General features: G+C 59.3%; 16 protein-coding genes. 11 read left to right on the top strand and 5 right to left on the bottom strand.

The window, feature by feature from the left end; all coding sequences use genetic code 11:
• Positions 1 to 83: 83 nt before the first annotated feature.
• The gene (locus ACESWY_RS01590; RefSeq protein WP_373092530.1) at positions 84 to 590 is read left to right on the top strand and encodes an iron-containing alcohol dehydrogenase; all 507 of its coding nucleotides are present in this window, start codon (positions 84 to 86) and stop codon (positions 588 to 590) included.
• A gap of 151 nt (positions 591 to 741) precedes the next feature.
• Positions 742 to 1,995, top strand: a complete 1,254-nt coding sequence (locus ACESWY_RS01595) for a 4Fe-4S binding protein (protein WP_347478147.1) — start codon at positions 742 to 744, stop codon at positions 1,993 to 1,995.
• 131 nt (positions 1,996 to 2,126) lie between these two features.
• Here ACESWY_RS01595 and ACESWY_RS01600 read toward each other — a convergent pair whose 3' ends face one another.
• On the bottom strand, positions 2,127 to 2,882 hold the full coding sequence (locus tag ACESWY_RS01600; RefSeq protein WP_347478148.1) for a GntR family transcriptional regulator: 756 nt from the start codon (positions 2,880 to 2,882) through the stop codon (positions 2,127 to 2,129).
• Positions 2,883 to 2,947: 65 nt separating this feature from the next.
• Complete coding sequence (locus ACESWY_RS01605) at positions 2,948 to 3,973, bottom strand: zinc-dependent alcohol dehydrogenase family protein (RefSeq protein WP_373092533.1); 1,026 nt, start codon at positions 3,971 to 3,973, stop codon at positions 2,948 to 2,950.
• A 358-nt stretch (positions 3,974 to 4,331) separates the two neighbouring features.
• Between ACESWY_RS01605 and ACESWY_RS01610 the strand changes: the two genes are divergently transcribed.
• The 4 genes from ACESWY_RS01610 (at position 4,332) to ACESWY_RS01625 (ending at position 9,034) form a co-directional block, all read left to right on the top strand.
• Positions 4,332 to 5,936 carry an alpha-glucoside-specific PTS transporter subunit IIBC gene (locus tag ACESWY_RS01610; protein WP_373092632.1) on the top strand — a complete coding sequence of 535 codons (1,605 nt, stop codon included), beginning with the start codon at positions 4,332 to 4,334 and terminating at the stop codon, positions 5,934 to 5,936.
• A gap of 155 nt (positions 5,937 to 6,091) precedes the next feature.
• A complete protein-coding gene (locus ACESWY_RS01615; RefSeq protein WP_117848085.1) occupies positions 6,092 to 7,435 on the top strand; it encodes a 6-phospho-alpha-glucosidase in 1,344 nt (447 codons plus the stop codon).
• Between the two features lie 127 nt (positions 7,436 to 7,562).
• Positions 7,563 to 8,639 carry a redox-regulated ATPase YchF gene (ychF, locus tag ACESWY_RS01620; RefSeq protein WP_035136922.1) on the top strand — a complete coding sequence of 359 codons (1,077 nt, stop codon included), beginning with the start codon at positions 7,563 to 7,565 and terminating at the stop codon, positions 8,637 to 8,639.
• A gap of 11 nt (positions 8,640 to 8,650) precedes the next feature.
• Positions 8,651 to 9,034 carry a DUF1648 domain-containing protein gene (locus ACESWY_RS01625; RefSeq protein ID WP_373092536.1) on the top strand — a complete coding sequence of 128 codons (384 nt, stop codon included), beginning with the start codon at positions 8,651 to 8,653 and terminating at the stop codon, positions 9,032 to 9,034.
• Between the two features lie 9 nt (positions 9,035 to 9,043).
• Here ACESWY_RS01625 and ACESWY_RS01630 read toward each other — a convergent pair whose 3' ends face one another.
• Positions 9,044 to 9,433: a hypothetical protein gene (locus tag ACESWY_RS01630; protein ID WP_373092538.1), complete on the bottom strand. Its 390-nt coding sequence runs from the start codon at positions 9,431 to 9,433 to the stop codon at positions 9,044 to 9,046.
• 76 nt (positions 9,434 to 9,509) lie between these two features.
• On the opposite strand from ACESWY_RS01630, the gene ACESWY_RS01635 reads away from it, so the two are divergent.
• Entirely contained in the window at positions 9,510 to 9,728 is a 219-nt protein-coding gene (locus ACESWY_RS01635) for a helix-turn-helix domain-containing protein (protein ID WP_035136926.1), read from the top strand.
• Positions 9,729 to 9,750: 22 nt separating this feature from the next.
• Here the strand turns inward: ACESWY_RS01635 and ACESWY_RS01640 are convergent, their stop codons facing one another.
• Positions 9,751 to 10,764: an asparaginase gene (locus ACESWY_RS01640; protein WP_117848079.1), complete on the bottom strand. Its 1,014-nt coding sequence runs from the start codon at positions 10,762 to 10,764 to the stop codon at positions 9,751 to 9,753.
• Positions 10,765 to 11,032: 268 nt separating this feature from the next.
• On the opposite strand from ACESWY_RS01640, the gene guaA reads away from it, so the two are divergent.
• Positions 11,033 to 12,631, top strand: coding sequence for a glutamine-hydrolyzing GMP synthase (guaA, locus tag ACESWY_RS01645; protein WP_373092541.1), 1,599 nt, complete (start codon positions 11,033 to 11,035; stop codon positions 12,629 to 12,631).
• A 617-nt stretch (positions 12,632 to 13,248) separates the two neighbouring features.
• Here guaA and ACESWY_RS01650 read toward each other — a convergent pair.
• Positions 13,249 to 13,662: a helix-turn-helix domain-containing protein gene (locus ACESWY_RS01650; protein WP_117205509.1), complete on the bottom strand. Its 414-nt coding sequence runs from the start codon at positions 13,660 to 13,662 to the stop codon at positions 13,249 to 13,251.
• 140 nt (positions 13,663 to 13,802) lie between these two features.
• Here ACESWY_RS01650 and ACESWY_RS01655 point away from each other — a divergent pair, with 140 nt between their 5' ends.
• From ACESWY_RS01655 to ACESWY_RS01665, 3 genes are read left to right on the top strand one after another with little or no spacing between them, the layout of a single operon-like run.
• Positions 13,803 to 14,006 (top strand): hypothetical protein, encoded by a 204-nt coding sequence (locus ACESWY_RS01655; RefSeq protein WP_006681531.1) that lies wholly within the window; start codon positions 13,803 to 13,805, stop codon positions 14,004 to 14,006.
• A gap of 1 nt (position 14,007) precedes the next feature.
• Positions 14,008 to 15,078 (top strand): site-specific integrase, encoded by a 1,071-nt coding sequence (locus ACESWY_RS01660; protein WP_117205508.1) that lies wholly within the window; start codon positions 14,008 to 14,010, stop codon positions 15,076 to 15,078.
• Positions 15,079 to 15,083: 5 nt separating this feature from the next.
• On the top strand, positions 15,084 to 15,464 hold the full coding sequence (locus ACESWY_RS01665; protein WP_373092545.1) for a plasmid mobilization protein: 381 nt from the start codon (positions 15,084 to 15,086) through the stop codon (positions 15,462 to 15,464).
• Positions 15,465 to 15,489 lie beyond the last annotated feature (25 nt).

Raw genomic sequence — 15,489 nt, forward strand, 5'->3', positions numbered from 1 at the left:
ACCTGGCCCCTTCGCACCAAGTTGGTGCAAAGGGGCCAGGTTACTTTGCACCAATCGTTGTTTGATGAAGGGTGGATTCTCGTATGGCGCTTCCTATGGTTTACGGCGGTCCCGGCCGGTATGTTCAGGGGCCGGGGGAGCTTTCGCGCCAGGGCAGGTATTTGTCATGGTTGGGCTGCGCTGCCTATGTCTTGTTTGACCAGGGCACCGAGGATCGGCTGTGCAAGCAGATCGTCGATGGATTTCTGGACGAAGACCTAAGTGAGCCGTTCTTTAAGATTTATGACGGTCCGTGTACGGAAGACGCCGTTGTCGAAATGGCTAAGGAAGCCCAGGCCGAGTATTGCGACATGGTAGTGGGTATTGGCGGCGGCAAAATGCTCGATATCGCCAAGGCCGTTGCGTTTTATGCCGAGTTGCCGTTGTGCGTATGCCCCACGGCGGCATCGATGGACGGTCCGTGCAGCGAGATTTCCGATGCCGATTTGCAGGGTGTTGCAGATGCGGTCTTTAGAAACGAGCGCAATATGGCTAACGAACAGGCCAAGGTGACCAAACTAAAGCTCGTGCAGTTCATGTGCGAGGCATAGCTTGGCACTTGATTGACCTTGTGCAATCGGGGCGGCGATAGGCCATGGGCTATTTGCCGCAAAGATGCGCCGCGTGTAATTTGCCCGAGGCGTGGACCGATGGCGTATCATTATCTCTTGCTTGTTTGCACTGCTCAGGGAGGGGCCGCGCATGGCGCAGGAACACGATCTGTTTGATGACATTATCGAGATCAGCAAGGGTTTCGACTTTCTTAAAAATCCGCTTGGCGGCGTGACCAATGCACTCGATCCGTCGGCGCCGCAGTGGAATCCTGCCGACTACAAGGAGCGTCCGCGCGGCAACACCATTCCATGCCTGACCTGCAAAAACGAAAAGAGCGGCTGCACCGCGTGCATGGACGTGTGCCCGGTCAACGCTATCGAGGTCGAGGAAGACTCCATCGAGATCCTCGACTCCTGTCGCAAGTGCGGCCTGTGCGCCGCTGCCTGTCCGACCGAGGCGATCATCTCGCCGCGCCTGGCGCCCAAAAACCTGTATGACGATATCGTCTCTGCTGCTACGAGCCACGAGACCGCCTACGTCACCTGCACGCGCGCCCTCAAGCGCATGCCGCGTGAGAACGAGGTCGTCGTTGCCTGCGTGGGCGATATTACTGCCGAGACCTGGTTCTCGGTACTGGCCGACTATCCCAACGTGAGTGTGTACCTGCCGTTGGGTGTGTGCGATAAATGCCGCAACACCGGCGGTGAGGACATTCTGGGCGAGGCGATTGCGAAGGCCGAAGAGTGGACTGGCACGGGCATGGGCCTGGAGGTCGACCCCAAGAGCCTCAAGTGCCATAAGCGCCGCGAGTACGAGCGCAAGGAGTACATGGAAAAGATTGCCCGCACCACGGGCCTGACGGTGACCAAGCTCAACCCGGCGACGGCGGCGCTGGCCTCGGTGACGCAAAAGCTCAAGGCCCATCGCCATCAGATTACCCAGCTGGAGCGCACGCTCAACACCATGTGCGGCACTACGACGACCAAGCGTCGCCGTTCGCTCACGCACGGGCGCCAACTGGTACTCTCGACGCTGCAAAACCATCCCGAGCTTGCCCAGAACATACAGGTGAGCACGCCGGAGTGCGATTTTGACAAGTGCACGTCGTGCGGCGAGTGCGTCAACGTGTGCCCCACGTTCGCCTGCGATTTGGTGGGAAGCGGCCGCTTTGCGTTGGAGTCTACGTATTGTTTAGGCTGCGGCGCCTGTGTCAAGGTTTGTCCCGAGCATGCGCTCAAGCTTGTTGAACACGACGCGTCCAATCTGGTCGTCGTCGATCCCGAAGCCGAGGAAAAGGCCGCCCAGAAGGCGAAGGCTCACGAAGAAGCTGAGAAGGTCAAGGCCGAGGCAAAGGCCAAGCTGGACAAGATGCTCGACCAGGTGGAAAAGCTCGCGGACTAGTTAAAAGAGCGTAAATGATGGCCGGTGGGACAGGTACTGCCCCGCCGGCCAAAAAAGTTGCGGTGGAATAGTTCCTGTTTTGCCCTTAAGCTGGCCATTCTAGGAACTATTCCACCGCAACTAATAGATGGTTAGCTCATACTGCTCTGATGGGTCTCGCTGCCGTTATTGCGGCGGGTGACCGTTTCGTGGAGTAAAAAGAAGCTGGGAACCTGCTTTGTCTCGGTGTATTCCATAAGGATACCGTCGGCGTTGTAGGTCTGCCCGCGTACAACGGCGAGTGCGTTAAAGTCGTCGAGATCGAGCACGCGTGCATCCTCGGGCGTGGGATGCTCAATCGTTACATCGCGTTTGCCCGTGGCAATCTTAATGCCAAGATCTTCTTCGAGGTAACGATAGATCGAGTCGTTGACAATCTCGGGTGTCAGCCCCGGTACCTGTGAGCTTAGGTAATAGGAGTCGTCGGAGCACACGGCTTGTCCGTCTGCATAACGGATGCGTTTGGCGCGTGTGAGCTCACAGCCTTCGGGAAACCCAGTAATCTTGGAGAGCGCCTTGCTGCAGATGAGGAGCTCAAAGACGGTGGTGACAGTCTTGAGCTCAAAGCCTCGGTTGACCGCGATTTCCTTAAAGGTCTCGAGTCCGCCGCCACCACGACTCTTCTCGTCACTGATGTTGCGAATGACGCGCATGCCTTTGCCTTGCTGGGGGAGCACGTAACCATCTGCCGCAAGCATCGAGATGGCGCGACGGACCGTCATGCGCGAACAGTCAAACAGCTGCGTGAGCTCAGTCTCCGAAGGCAGATAACTCTGATAGGCGTATGTGCCGTCGTCAATCGACTGCTTCACGTTGTCGTAAATAGTTTGGAAGATGGCTCGCGCCATGACGGTCTCCTAGAGCTGAGTGCGCGAGCGGTGGATGAGGACCGCTCGCGCAGGTGCCGATCGATTTACTTGCTGGGGTCGATTATATATTTACCCATGGCACGCAGAGCTGGGTCTGACAGGATGGCGCCGAGTTCGTCGAGGGAAGCCACCTTGGCGACCATCGAGGATACGTCGAGCCTGCCAGAGTCGATGAGCTCGAGCGCGCGACGCTGCGTATAAGGGTTGATGTAGGACGAGGTAAGCACAAGCTCCTTCTGGAAGACCTCGAAGGGCTTGACGGTGATTGTCTCATCGGGCTTGGTGAGGCCGAACATCATGACCGTAGCCTTGTGGCCGGCGATCTGGATGGCCTGCTCGATGGTGACGGGCTTGCCAACACACTCGATAACGACATCGACGTTGCCGACGCCCTCCTGCTTCAGGCGGGCCGGGACGTCCTCGTGGATGGAATCAATTGCCAGGTCGGCGCCGAGTTTGAGCGCAACCTCGCGCTTGCCTTCGACGGGCTCGAGCAAGACAACCTTGGTGGCGCCGGCGTTTTTAGCAAGCTGCATCATGAGCAGACCGATCATGCCACCGCCGATAACGACAACTGTGCTGCCGGGCTTGATGTTGCACATATCGATGCCGTGCAGGCAGCAGGCGACGGGCTCGGTCATAGCACCCTGCTCAAAGTTGGTGTGATCGCCCAACTTGTAGACTTGCTGCATATCGACGGAGCAGTACTCGGCAAAGCCGCCGTTAACAGTGGTGCCGTAACCGGTCATATGCTCGCAGTAGTGGTTGATTCCGTCGCGGCAGGGTTCGCAGCAGCCGCAGGGATGGTTTGGGTCGATGCACACGCGATCGCCCGGTTTAAAGCCAGCGACGTCGCTGCCCACGGCCTCGACAACGCCCGCAAACTCATGACCAAGGATCGTGGGCGGGGTAACGTCGGCTGCACCCTTGTCGCCTTCATAGATATGAACGTCGGTACCGCAGACGCCGCAAGCTTTGACGTTGATCAGAACGTCGCGCCTGCCCACGGCCGGCTTTGCCGATTCCTCGACTCTGAGGTCGTGCTTTCCATAGAAGACCGCGCTTTTCATGGTGACTCCTTAACGTGGCGGTGGATGTTGTAATGAAGTATAGGCATGTCTATAGATATAGACAAGCACATCTAGACAAGTAGAAAAGAAATTTAAAATGCAGCCATCAGCTATGCCAGATTTAGCAGGCGAAATACTGGACATATACCGTTTACGGCCAATAATCAACCGTTTACCGACCGTAGTATTAATGCTAACTTGTATAGATAAGTGATGTGATAAAACGTAAGTGCAAGAAGTCAGGGAAGCGGGCCCACCCGTCCTATTGCACGAGGTACACGCAAACGGCGCGTCTGCGGTCTCGAGTGAAGCCAAAACCGCAGCGCTCCGAATGAAGAGAGGGGGATTCCCCGTCATGATGCAAAAGATACAACGTTTCGGCGGTGCAATGTACACGCCTGCAATTCTTTTCGCATTTTCCGGAATCGTCGTCGGCCTGGGTACGTTGTTTACCACCGAGGCGATCTTTGGCGAGATGGCCACTGCGGGCCATCTTTGGTTTGATTGCTGGAATGTGCTGCTCCAGGGTGGTTGGACGCTCTTTAACCAGATGCCGTTGCTGTTTTGCGTAGCGTTGCCAATCTCGCTCGCGAACAAGCAGAACGCTCGCTGCTGCATGGAGGCTTTGGCCATCTACCTTACCTTCAACTACTTTGTAAGCACAATCTTGGGGCAGTGGGGCCCTGTCTTTGGTGTCGACTATTCTGTCGAGGCGGGCAGCGGTACTGGTCTTGCCACTATCGCAAGCATCAAAACGCTTGACATGGGCATCATGGGCGCGCTCATTATCTCTGGTATCGCCACGATGCTGCATAACAAGTTCTTCGACACCGAACTTCCTGAGTGGCTGGGCGTGTTCTCGGGTTCCGTGTTCATCTATATGATCGGTTTCTTCGTTATGGTTCCGGTCGCTCTTATCGCCTGCCTGGTGTGGCCGCATGTTCAGGCTGCTATCTCTGCCTTCCAGGGATTCATCCTTTCCGCCGGTACGTTTGGCGTGGGTGTCTTTGCTTTCTTCGAGCGCGTGCTGATCCCTACAGGCCTGCACCACTTTATCTATACGCCGTTCTATTACGACAACGCGGCGGTCAACGGCGGCATCTTTGCTGCTTGGGCCAACATCCTTCCCCAACTGGCTGCCGATCCGAGCATTGCTCTTAAGGATGCCGCACCCTGGGCTGCCTATACCTGCCCTGGTTGGACTAAGGTCTTCGGCTCGCTTGGCGTCGCCATTGCGTTTTATATGACCGCCAAACCCGAGCGCAAGCAGCGCGTCAAGGCTCTGCTCATTCCCGTCACCCTTACCGCTATGCTTTGCGGTATTACCGAGCCGCTTGACTTCACCTTCCTGTTCATCGCGCCCGGCCTGTTCGTCGTCCACTGCGTGCTCGGAGCGCTTGGCTGCATGGCTCAAAACCTCCTTGGCGTCGTGGGTATCTTCGACGGCGGCATCATCTCGATGCTCTCGTGGGACTGGCTGCCCCTTTGGGCCGCACACGGTCTGCAGTACGCCATCTCCATCCTTGTCGGTCTGTGCTTTACCGCTCTTTGGGTTGTGGTCTTCCGTTTCCTGATCGTCAAGTTCGACTTTAAGACCCCCGGTCGCGAGGATGACGATGTTGAGGTCGAGCTCAAGTCCAAGGCCGACTACAAGCAAAAGCAGGGCGGTGCTGCTGGCAAATCGGCCGCCCAGAGTAAAGATGATGAGCGCTTGGTGCTTGCCGAGAACATCCTCGATCTGCTCGGTGGCACGGATAACATCATCGATGTAACGAACTGCGCTACCCGTCTGCGCGTTAACGTCAAGGACAAGAGCGTCGTTGCACCCGAGGCTTCCTTCAAGGCGATCGGTACGCATGGCTTGGTGGTCCAAGGTCAGTCAATCCAGGTCATCGTCGGCCTTAGCGTCCCGCAGGTTCGCGAGAAGTTCGAGAGTCTTCTGAAGTTCGAGACTCTTCTGTAAACCATCGTCCATCGAAACAATCGGCCTTGCAGAGCCGGTATGCACCGCAAGGCCGATTCTAGAGATAAAAAACTCCACTTCTAGGTAACAATTCCAAACCGTGCAGGCCGCGTACGGGGATGGATTGAGCAAGCGGCCAGAATGAGGAGGACATCATGTCCAAGAAAAACTATGCCGTGACCATTGCCGGCGGTGGCTCTACCTTCACCCCGGGCATCGCTCTGATGCTGCTTGAGGAGCGCGACCGCTTTCCGGTCAACAAGGTGACCTTCTACGATAACAACGCCGAGCGCCAGGAGACCGTGGCCAAGGCCTGCGAGATCTACTTCCACGAGAACGCCCCCGAGGTTGAGTTTAGCTACACCACCGACCCCGAGACCGCATTCACCGGGACCGATTTCGTCCTTGCTCACATCCGCGTCGGCCTGTACGCCATGCGTGAGCTCGACGAGAAGATTCCTCTCAAGTACGGCTGCGTTGGCCAAGAGACCTGCGGTGCCGGCGGTATCGCCTACGGCATGCGCTCCATCGGTGGCGTCATCGAGATCCTCGACTACATGGAGAAGTACAGCCCCAACGCCTGGATGCTCAACTACTCCAACCCCGCGGCCATCGTCGCCGAGGCCTGCCGCGTGCTGCGCCCCAACAGCCGCATCATCAACATCTGCGACATGCCGATCGACCTCATGGATAAGATGAGCCGTATGTGCGGCATCAAGGATCGTCGCGAGCTGCAGTATAGCTACTACGGCCTCAACCACTTTGGTTGGTGGAGCAAAATCTACGACAAGGATGGCAACGACCTCATGCCGCAGATTAAGGAGCACATGGCTAAGAACGGCTACCTGGACGGCATCGAGCACGAGGCCGGTAAGGAGCAGCATGTCGAGGAGAGCTGGATTCACACCTTCGGCAAGGCCAAGGATGTCTATGCTGTCGATCCCGAGACGATTCCCAACACCTACCTCAAGTACTACCTGTACCCGGACTATGTCGTCGAGACGTCTGACCCCAACTACACTCGCGCCAATGAGGTTATGGACGGCCGCGAGAAGAAGGTCTTTGGCGCTTGCCGCGACATCATCGCCAAGGGTACTGCCAAGGACGGCGGCTTTGAGCCGGATGTACATGCCAACTACATCGTCGACCTTGCCTGCGCACTGGCCGAGAACACGCTCGAGCGCTTCCTGCTGATCGTCCCCAACGATGGCGCTGTGCCCAACTTCGACCCGACGGCCATGGTCGAGGTGCCTTGCATCGTCGGTTCCAACGGCTTTGAGAAGATCTGCCAGGGCCCGATTCCGCAGTTCCAGAAGGGCCTGATGGAGCAGCAGGTTTCCGTTGAGAAGCTCGTTGTCCAGGCTTGGGTCGAGGGCAGCTACCAGAAGCTCTGGCAGGCACTCACGCTCTCCAAGACCATTCCTTCGGCGAGCGTTGCTAAGCAGATCCTGGACGAGCTCATCGAGGCCAACAAGGATTTCTGGCCTGAGCTTAAGTAAGGACTACTGTCTCGAACCCTCACGCATCTCTGCTTCATTTGCGCCGCCGCGGTGTCCGGATTCGCCCGGATGCTGCGGCGGCGCTATACTTATACGGTTTGAAGTACCTGTACCAAAAGGAGCTGTCGTGTCCCTTTCCATCGGTATCGTGGGCCTGCCCAACGTGGGCAAGTCGACGCTGTTCACCGCGCTTACCAAAAAGACCGGCCTTGCCGCCAACTACCCGTTTGCCACGATCGACCCCAATGTGGGCATCGTCGATGTGCCCGATAGCCGCCTGCAAAAGCTCGCCGACATCGTCAACCCCGGCCGCATTGTGCCGGCTACGGTCGAGTTCGTCGATATCGCTGGCCTGGTGAAGGGTGCCAACGAGGGCGAGGGCCTGGGCAACCAGTTCTTGGCCAACATTCGAGAGACCGACGCTATCTGCGAGGTCGTGCGCTACTTTAAGGACCCCAACGTCATGCGTGAGGTGGGCCGCACGGGCGAGTTCGTCGACCCCGCCGGTGACGCCGATACCATCATGACCGAGCTTATCCTGGCCGACATGGGCACGCTCGAGAAGCAGCTGCCCAAGCTCGAGAAGGAGGCCAAGCGCGACAAGGAGCTCATGCCCAAGTTCGAGGTGGCCAAGCGCCTGCTTGCCTGGCTCAACGAAGGCAAGCGCGCCGCGTCCATGGAGATGACCGATGAGGAGCGTGCCGCCGCCAAGGGCCTGTTCCTGCTCACCATGAAGCCCATCCTGTATGTGGCCAACGTGGACGAGGATATGCTCAACGACGATCTGGCCCCCATCGACGGCGTCAAGCCGCTGCCTATCTGCGCCAAGATCGAGGCCGAGCTTTCCGAGCTCGATCCCGAGGACGCCGCCGACTACCTGGAGAGCCTGGGCTTGGAGCAGCCCGGCCTGGACGTGCTCGCTCAGGCTGCCTACAAGCTGCTCGGCCTGCAGTCGTTCTTTACGGCCGGCGAGATGGAGGTCAAGGCCTGGACGGTTCGTCAGGGCGCGACCGCCCCGCAGGCCGCCGGTGTCATCCACACCGACTTTGAGCGCGGCTTTATTAAGGCCGAGGTCATTGGCTATGACGACTACATCGAGCTCGGCGGCGAGCAGGGCGCCAAGGCCGCCGGCAAGCTGCGTATTGAGGGCAAGGACTATGTCATGGCCGATGGCGACGTCGTGCACTTCCGCTTTAACGTGTAAGGACGACGCGCATGTTTAAATATGGCAAAAAAGCCGGCTACATGGGCATCGCGCTGCTGGTGCTTGCAGTGCTTCCGCTGGTGGTAGCGGCGTGTGTTATCCCCAACATTGGCCCCGAGGTGGCAACGAAGTTTAATGCCGCCGGCGAGGCGACGCGCTGGGGCAAGAGCTATGAGTTGCTGGCACTGCCGGTGCTCAACCTGCTGCTGAGCGTGGCGACGTACTTTACGGCAGGACGCCAGGCAAAGAACAATGATGACTCCGCCGCCATGGCGCGCATCGTGTGCGAGCGTTACCTGCGTAACGGTTGCATCACGGGTGTGTTCCTCAACGTGATCAACGTTTACTTTATGTACTCGGCGATTACCGGAACGGGCTTTGGCCTGGGCTTTTAGCATGCGCCTTTAGGCAACGAGCCTGCAAGCATATTCGATGGCTGCTGCGAGGCCGCCGCTCGATCGTGGTTGAAAGACCACGTCGGCGGCGGCCTCGTTTTCGTATCCGGCGCCACGAAGGGCGAGTGCGATGCCGGCTTCTAGAAGGAGCGGCAGGCCGCGTTGGCTGGTTGCGATTACGGCAGCCTGATTGAGCAAGCAGCTGTGCGTTTGGCATTGAATGGCAAGTTCACCTTGCGCCGGGCAAGGGGCCAGAACGGTGGCGACGCGACTTGATAGCAATGCAAATGCTGTGCACTCATCGGGCGAAAGGCATTCAGCTTCAACGACGACGAGCTTGGGCGGCGCGCTGTTTGTGCGAAGCGTGGCTCGGTACATGCGGACCGAAGAACCCGACATAGAAAACTCCTGTGTATTCGGCAAAACGTAAACTATAGTTTACGTTTATGTTCGGCTCCATTTCAAACTCGGCTGCATGGACGAACGTGCGAAACAGATTCTTGGCAGGCGGGTCGAAGAGACACGCAGGGACCTTGGTATCTCCAAGGTTGATTTTTGTGTGGCGACAGGAATCAGCCGACCCTACCTCGACCGAATCGAAGATGGGACGGCAAATTTCACGCTCAAGGTTCTATTTAAGATCGCACCCGCACTCGGCATGACGGTGTCAGAGCTTCTCGAGGGTATCGAATAGGGGATACCCGTCGACAACTGAATTACGCCATCGGGATGCGGTCGTGGTTGACTTGGCTGTAGAACAGGCGCTGGATCTCGGCCGCATCGCGTGACTGGCCGAGTGCCCACATGGTCTTGGCCACGAGCGTCTCGGTGGTCATGTCGTCGCCGCGCAGAATGCCCGGATGATCGGCGTAAGCACGGCCGACCTCATAAACGCCCAGATCGAGGCCCTCTTCGGGGACCTGCGTGGTCATAACGACGGTGCGGCCCGAATCGACCCAGCGGAAAATCGCCTCCTGGAATGATTCGCCGGACTCGCCGAACTCGGGAATACCGCCAATGCCAAAGGTCTCAAGGATTACGGCGTCGTAACTATCGGCCAGGGCGTCCAGGATACCCGGGTTCACGCCGGGCGTGAGCTTAAGGACAAACACGCGCGGGTCGATGCTGTCGTAGAAACGCACCGGGTTTTCGCCCTGATGCGTGCCGTGAAGCCCGTTGCGCACAATGCGGTCGTTGCGGATGTAGGCAATGGGCGGATAGTTGACACTAATGAACGCGTTAAAGCTCATGGTGCGCTGCTTGCGGGCGCGCGTGCCGGCAATGGCGACGCCGCCAAACACGATCGAGACGTCGTGTGAATGCTCGTCGAGCGCATAGAGCAGGCTCTGGTACAGGTTGAGCTTGGCATCGGTAAAGGGGTTACCCATGGGCTTTTGCGAGCCGGTGAGTACGATGGGCTTGGGACTGTCCTGAATCAGATAGGAAAGCGCTGCCGCGGTGTAGCTCATGGTGTCGGTGCCGTGCAGGACCACAAAGCCGTCGTGATCGGCATAGCCTTCGACGATGACATCGCGGATGCGCATCCAGTCGCTCGGGCGCATATTGGTGCTGTCGATGTTCATGGGCTGCACGACGTCGAGCTCGCAGAGGCCCGAGATCTCGGGGACGCTCTGGGCGAGTTCCTCACCGGTCAGGGCGGGGGAGAGGCCGTTACCGTCCTCGGTCGATGCGATGGTGCCGCCCGTGGCGATGAGAAGGATGCGCTTCATGCTAGTATTCCTATCGTATTTGCCGCCACAGAGGCGGAGTCGTTCGGCAGTATTGTGGCACAGGGCGTCCAATGTTCAAACGTATTACATCATCTGTAACGTTTGGTAACACTTCAATTGCCGTCAAATAGGGGCCCTGGTCGTGCGTTTGCCGTGCACTGATGGCTGCGAGGGACGAGAAACCCCATATAACGTGTACACTATGAAAGCAATTTTCGTTTATTCGCGCGGGTGGGCACCGGCTCCCCGCCAACAAGAGGGGGAAACCATGGATCAAAAGGCTTCCGCAAAGGTCCTCGTACTCGACTTTGGTGCGCAGTACGGTCAGCTCATTGCCCGTCGCGTCCGCGACCTCAACGTGTATTCCGAGATCGTTCCCTGCGACATCTCGGCCGACGAGATTCGCGAGATGAACGTCTCTGCGCTCATCCTTTCCGGCGGCCCGGCTTCTGTGTATGCCGAGGACGCTCCGTCCATCGACCCCGCCATCTTTGACCTGGGCCTTCCCGTCCTGGGCTTCTGCTACGGTCATCAGATCACGGCCGTGACGCTCGGTGGCAAGGTCGGCCACTCCGAGGTGGGCGAGTATGGCCGCGCCACCATCACGCGCACGGCAGGCGCCAAGCTCTTTAACTCCACGCCCATGGAGCAGACCGTGTGGATGAGCCACCGCGATGCCGTCTCCGAGGTGCCCGAGGGCTTTACCGTTACCGCCAGCACCGACGTGTGCCCGGTTGCCGCCATGGAGTGCGTCGAGCGCAAGATCTTCACCACGCAGTTCCACCCCGAGGTCAAGCATTCCGAGTACGGTCAGCAGCTGCTGAGCAACTTCCTGTTTGAGATCTGTGGCCTGGAGCCCAACTGGAGCATGGACAACCTGGTCGAGACCATGACGGCCGAGTTCCGCGAGAAGGTCGGCGACGACCGCGTGATTCTGGCCCTGTCCGGTGGCGTCGACTCCTCCGTCGTGGCTGCGTTGGGCGCTCGCGCCGTGGGCAAGCAGATGACCTGCGTGTTCATCAACCACGGTCTGCTGCGCAAGGGCGAGCCCGAGCAGGTTGAGGAGGTCTTCACCAAGCAGTTTGACGTCGACTTTATCCACGTCCACGCCGAGGACCGTTATGCCGAGCTTCTGGCCGGTGTGACCGAGCCCGAGGAGAAGCGCCGCATCATCGGCACGCAGTTCTGGAAAGAGTTCTTCGCCGTGGCGCAGCGGCTCGAGACCGATGGCAAGCCGGTCAAGTACCTGGCTCAGGGCACCATCTACCCCGACATCATCGAGTCCGGCGCTCGCAAGACGGGCGGCAAGACGGCCACCATCAAGAGCCATCACAACCTGATCCCGTTCCCCGAGGGCGTACACTTCGACCTCATTGAGCCGCTCGACCACTTCTTTAAGGACGAGGTCCGCGCGCTTGGTCTGGCACTGGGCCTGCCGGGTCACATCGTGTTCCGCCAGCCTTTCCCGGGCCCGGGTCTGGCCATCCGCATCATCGGTGCGGTCGACAAGGAGAAGCTCGAGATTCTCAAGAACGCCGACGCTATCGTGCGCGAGGAGCTCGACGCCTACAACCAGCGTCTGTTTGAGCAGACCGGCGAGCGCAACTCCGAGCACAGCTGCTGGCAGTATTTCGCGGTCCTGCCCGACATCAAGTCCGTTGGCGTTATGGGCGACGAGCGCACTTATCAGCGCCCGATCATCCTGCGCGCCGTCGAGTCCAGCGATGCCATGACCGCCGACTGGGCCAAGCTGCCCTACGACGTGCTGGCCCGCATCTCCGGCCGCATCGTGGCCGAGGTTCCCGGCGCCAACCGCGTGTGCTACGACATCACGTCCAAGCCGCCCGCGACGATCGAGTGGGAGTAGGTTGACAGGGTTCTGACCTGCACTTTTGAGTGCCGCACTGTGCTGCTGAGTTTCGTTTCGTACGATAGTCACGGCAAAGCCACCAGCGACATTGGTGAGTAAATACGATAATCTGGCCTCCGTTCCCGTGCTGGGACGGAGGCTTTTTCTTTGCCGTTTTACTCCCTTTCACCTGCGATTTCGCCATTTACTCCCCGTGTTTCAAGACAGCAAGGTACGGTGCGGCATTCGGAGGAATGGGAGTAAGGATTTATCCCAAGTGAGTAGGCGCTCGATTTTTGTCCCCGAGGGCCAAACGGGGCTGTTTCGGGCTCCGTGAAACTCAAATCGAACTCAATCGGCCTTTCGGCAGTCTCCGCACGGCGTTTCCCCAGGTGGTTAATGGGGAGTAAAGAATCTCACCGCGTCAAGGAAAGCGGGAGTAATCAGGGGAAATGCCACGGGGTACCGCCGTGTGCCGCCATGTAAGCCACCGCATCATTTACTCCCCAGGTGCGCCGAGAATGCCTTTGCATGCAATGGGGAGTAAAAACTCAGCATACGCAGGTGCGAGCGGCGCTCACCGCCTAGCTTGGCGTCCTGATTCGGTTGCGTTGATTGAGAAATGCGGAGAGCCGCTACAGCGAGGCTTTCCAGTCCTCGTACTCGTCGGCGTCGATCTCGCCGTTCTCGAGCTGCGCGCGCTTCTCGGCCCATAGCTTGATCGCCGTCGCCGCTTTGGCCGCGTGCGGAGCCTTGGCGTTCAGGGAGAGGCCCAGCCCGTCGCCTGCGGGCACGATGCCGAAGGAGTCCTCGAGCCGAACGAGCAGTGACATGAGGTCGCCCGCGGTCTCGACGCCGTAATCCTTGAGGGCGCTGACGGACACGCCGAGCGTTGCGGCGATGGACTCGAGCAGCTCGGGCCTCACGGCGCGGATGCCGCTCTCGTAGTGGCGCACGGCCCCCTCGGTCAGCCCGACGGACTCGGCGAGCTGCGCCTGCGTCATGCCGCGCAACTTGCGGTACCGCCTTATGTTCTCGCCTACGGACATGCGTCCTCCTCCTGGAATCACGTACCAGCACATCTTACCAGCGTACGCAAATGTACGCAATTCTATTGACAGTACAGATACGTACGTTTACTCTGAATCTGTAAACCGTACGTATATGTACGCTATTGATAGGAGGAGCCATGGACGAGAAGGTGGCAAAGACGCCGAGGCCGCACATGCTGGACGCCGACGAGGTCGCGGAGCTGCTGAGGATCAAGAAAGGCAGCGCCTACGAGGTGATCAGGAAGATAAACGCCGAGCAGGAGGCGCGCGGGCGCGTGGTTATCCGCGGACGCGTTCGAAGCGACGTCTTCGACGCCCTGTACTTCCCGGAGGTGGACTGACATGCCCGTGTACAAGGACGACAACAACGGCACGTTCTACGTGCAGTGCTACTACCGCGACGCCCGCGGCTCGAAGCGCCACAAGACGAAGCGCGGCTTCTCCTCCGAGGTGGAGGCCGCAGTGTGGGAGGGCCAGTTCAAGAGCCTTAACGGCGGGGCCATGGACATGACGTTCTCCGAGTTCGTCGAGGTGTACGCCTCCGAGGTGAAGCCGCGCATACGCGAGCACACGTGGATCACCAAGGAGTACATCATCAACGACAAGCTCGTGCCGTTCTTCGGGGACATGCGCATGTGCGACGTGAGACCGATCGACGTCATCAGGTGGCAGAACGAGCTCACCGAGCACCGGGACGCCGACGGGAAGCCCTGGGCGCCGACGTACCTGCGCACGGTGAACAACCAGCTCAACGCCATCTTCAACCACGCTGAGCGCTACTACGGCCTTGCCGACAACCCGGTGCGCAGGGTCGACAAGATAGGCTCGAAGAAGGGCGGCGAGATGCAGTTCTGGACCAAGGACGAGTACCTGAGGTTCAGCGAGGCGGTCATGGACAAGCCGCTGTCGTTCCACGCCTTCGAGCTGCTGTACTGGACGGGCATACGCTGCGGCGAGCTCCTGGCGCTCACGCCGTCCGACTTCATGCTGGATAGCTCGCGGCTGCGCATCAACAAGTCGTACCAGAGCCTCCACGGCGTGGACACCGTGACCGACCCCAAGACGCCCAAGTCCGTGCGCACGATCGTCATGCCCGCCTTCCTTCGCGACGAGATGGCGGACTTCATCGAGATGCGCGACGATGTCGCCCCCGACGAGCGCCTGTTCGCCGTGACCAAGCACTTCCTGGCCCACGAGATGGAGCGCGGGTGCAAAGCGTCGGGCGTGAAGCGCATCCGCATACACGACATACGCCACAGCCACGTGAGCCTGCTGATCGAGATGGGCTTCTCCGCGCTGGCCATCGCCGAGCGCATGGGCCACGAGGCGGTGGACATCACCTACCGCTACGCGCACCTGTTCCCCACGAAGCAGGACGAGATGGCCGCCGCGCTCGATGGAGCGAGGGGGTAAGCAAGATGCCGTGCGAGAACAGCGCCCGCAAGCGCAGCAAGACGATGGCGTTTCGCTGCACGCCCGAGGAGCACAAGCTCATATGCGAGATGGCAGCCTGGAGCGGCATGAGCAGGCAGGACTACATCATGGCGAGGCTGACCGGGACCGAGGTAACCGTGAGGCCGTCGTCGCGGACGCAACGGGCGCTGCGCGACTCCATGAAGAGCCTGGCGGAGCAGCTCCTCGCCGTGTGCGACGCCGACGAGCTCGATGCAGACCTCCAAAGGCAGCTCGCCCTGGTCATGGAGATCTTCAACGGGCTCGGCGAGGCCCAGCCGCCCGGAAGGCGCGCAAAGCGCGAGAAGGGGCCCAGCGACGATCTCTTCGGGATGTCTCGGTGCTAATCCCGGGCCGCGATTGGGAGGCGCA

Origin of the sequence: Collinsella aerofaciens ATCC 25986 (assembly GCF_964237925.1) — a bacterium.
GTDB lineage: Bacteria > Actinomycetota > Coriobacteriia > Coriobacteriales > Coriobacteriaceae > Collinsella > Collinsella aerofaciens_BJ.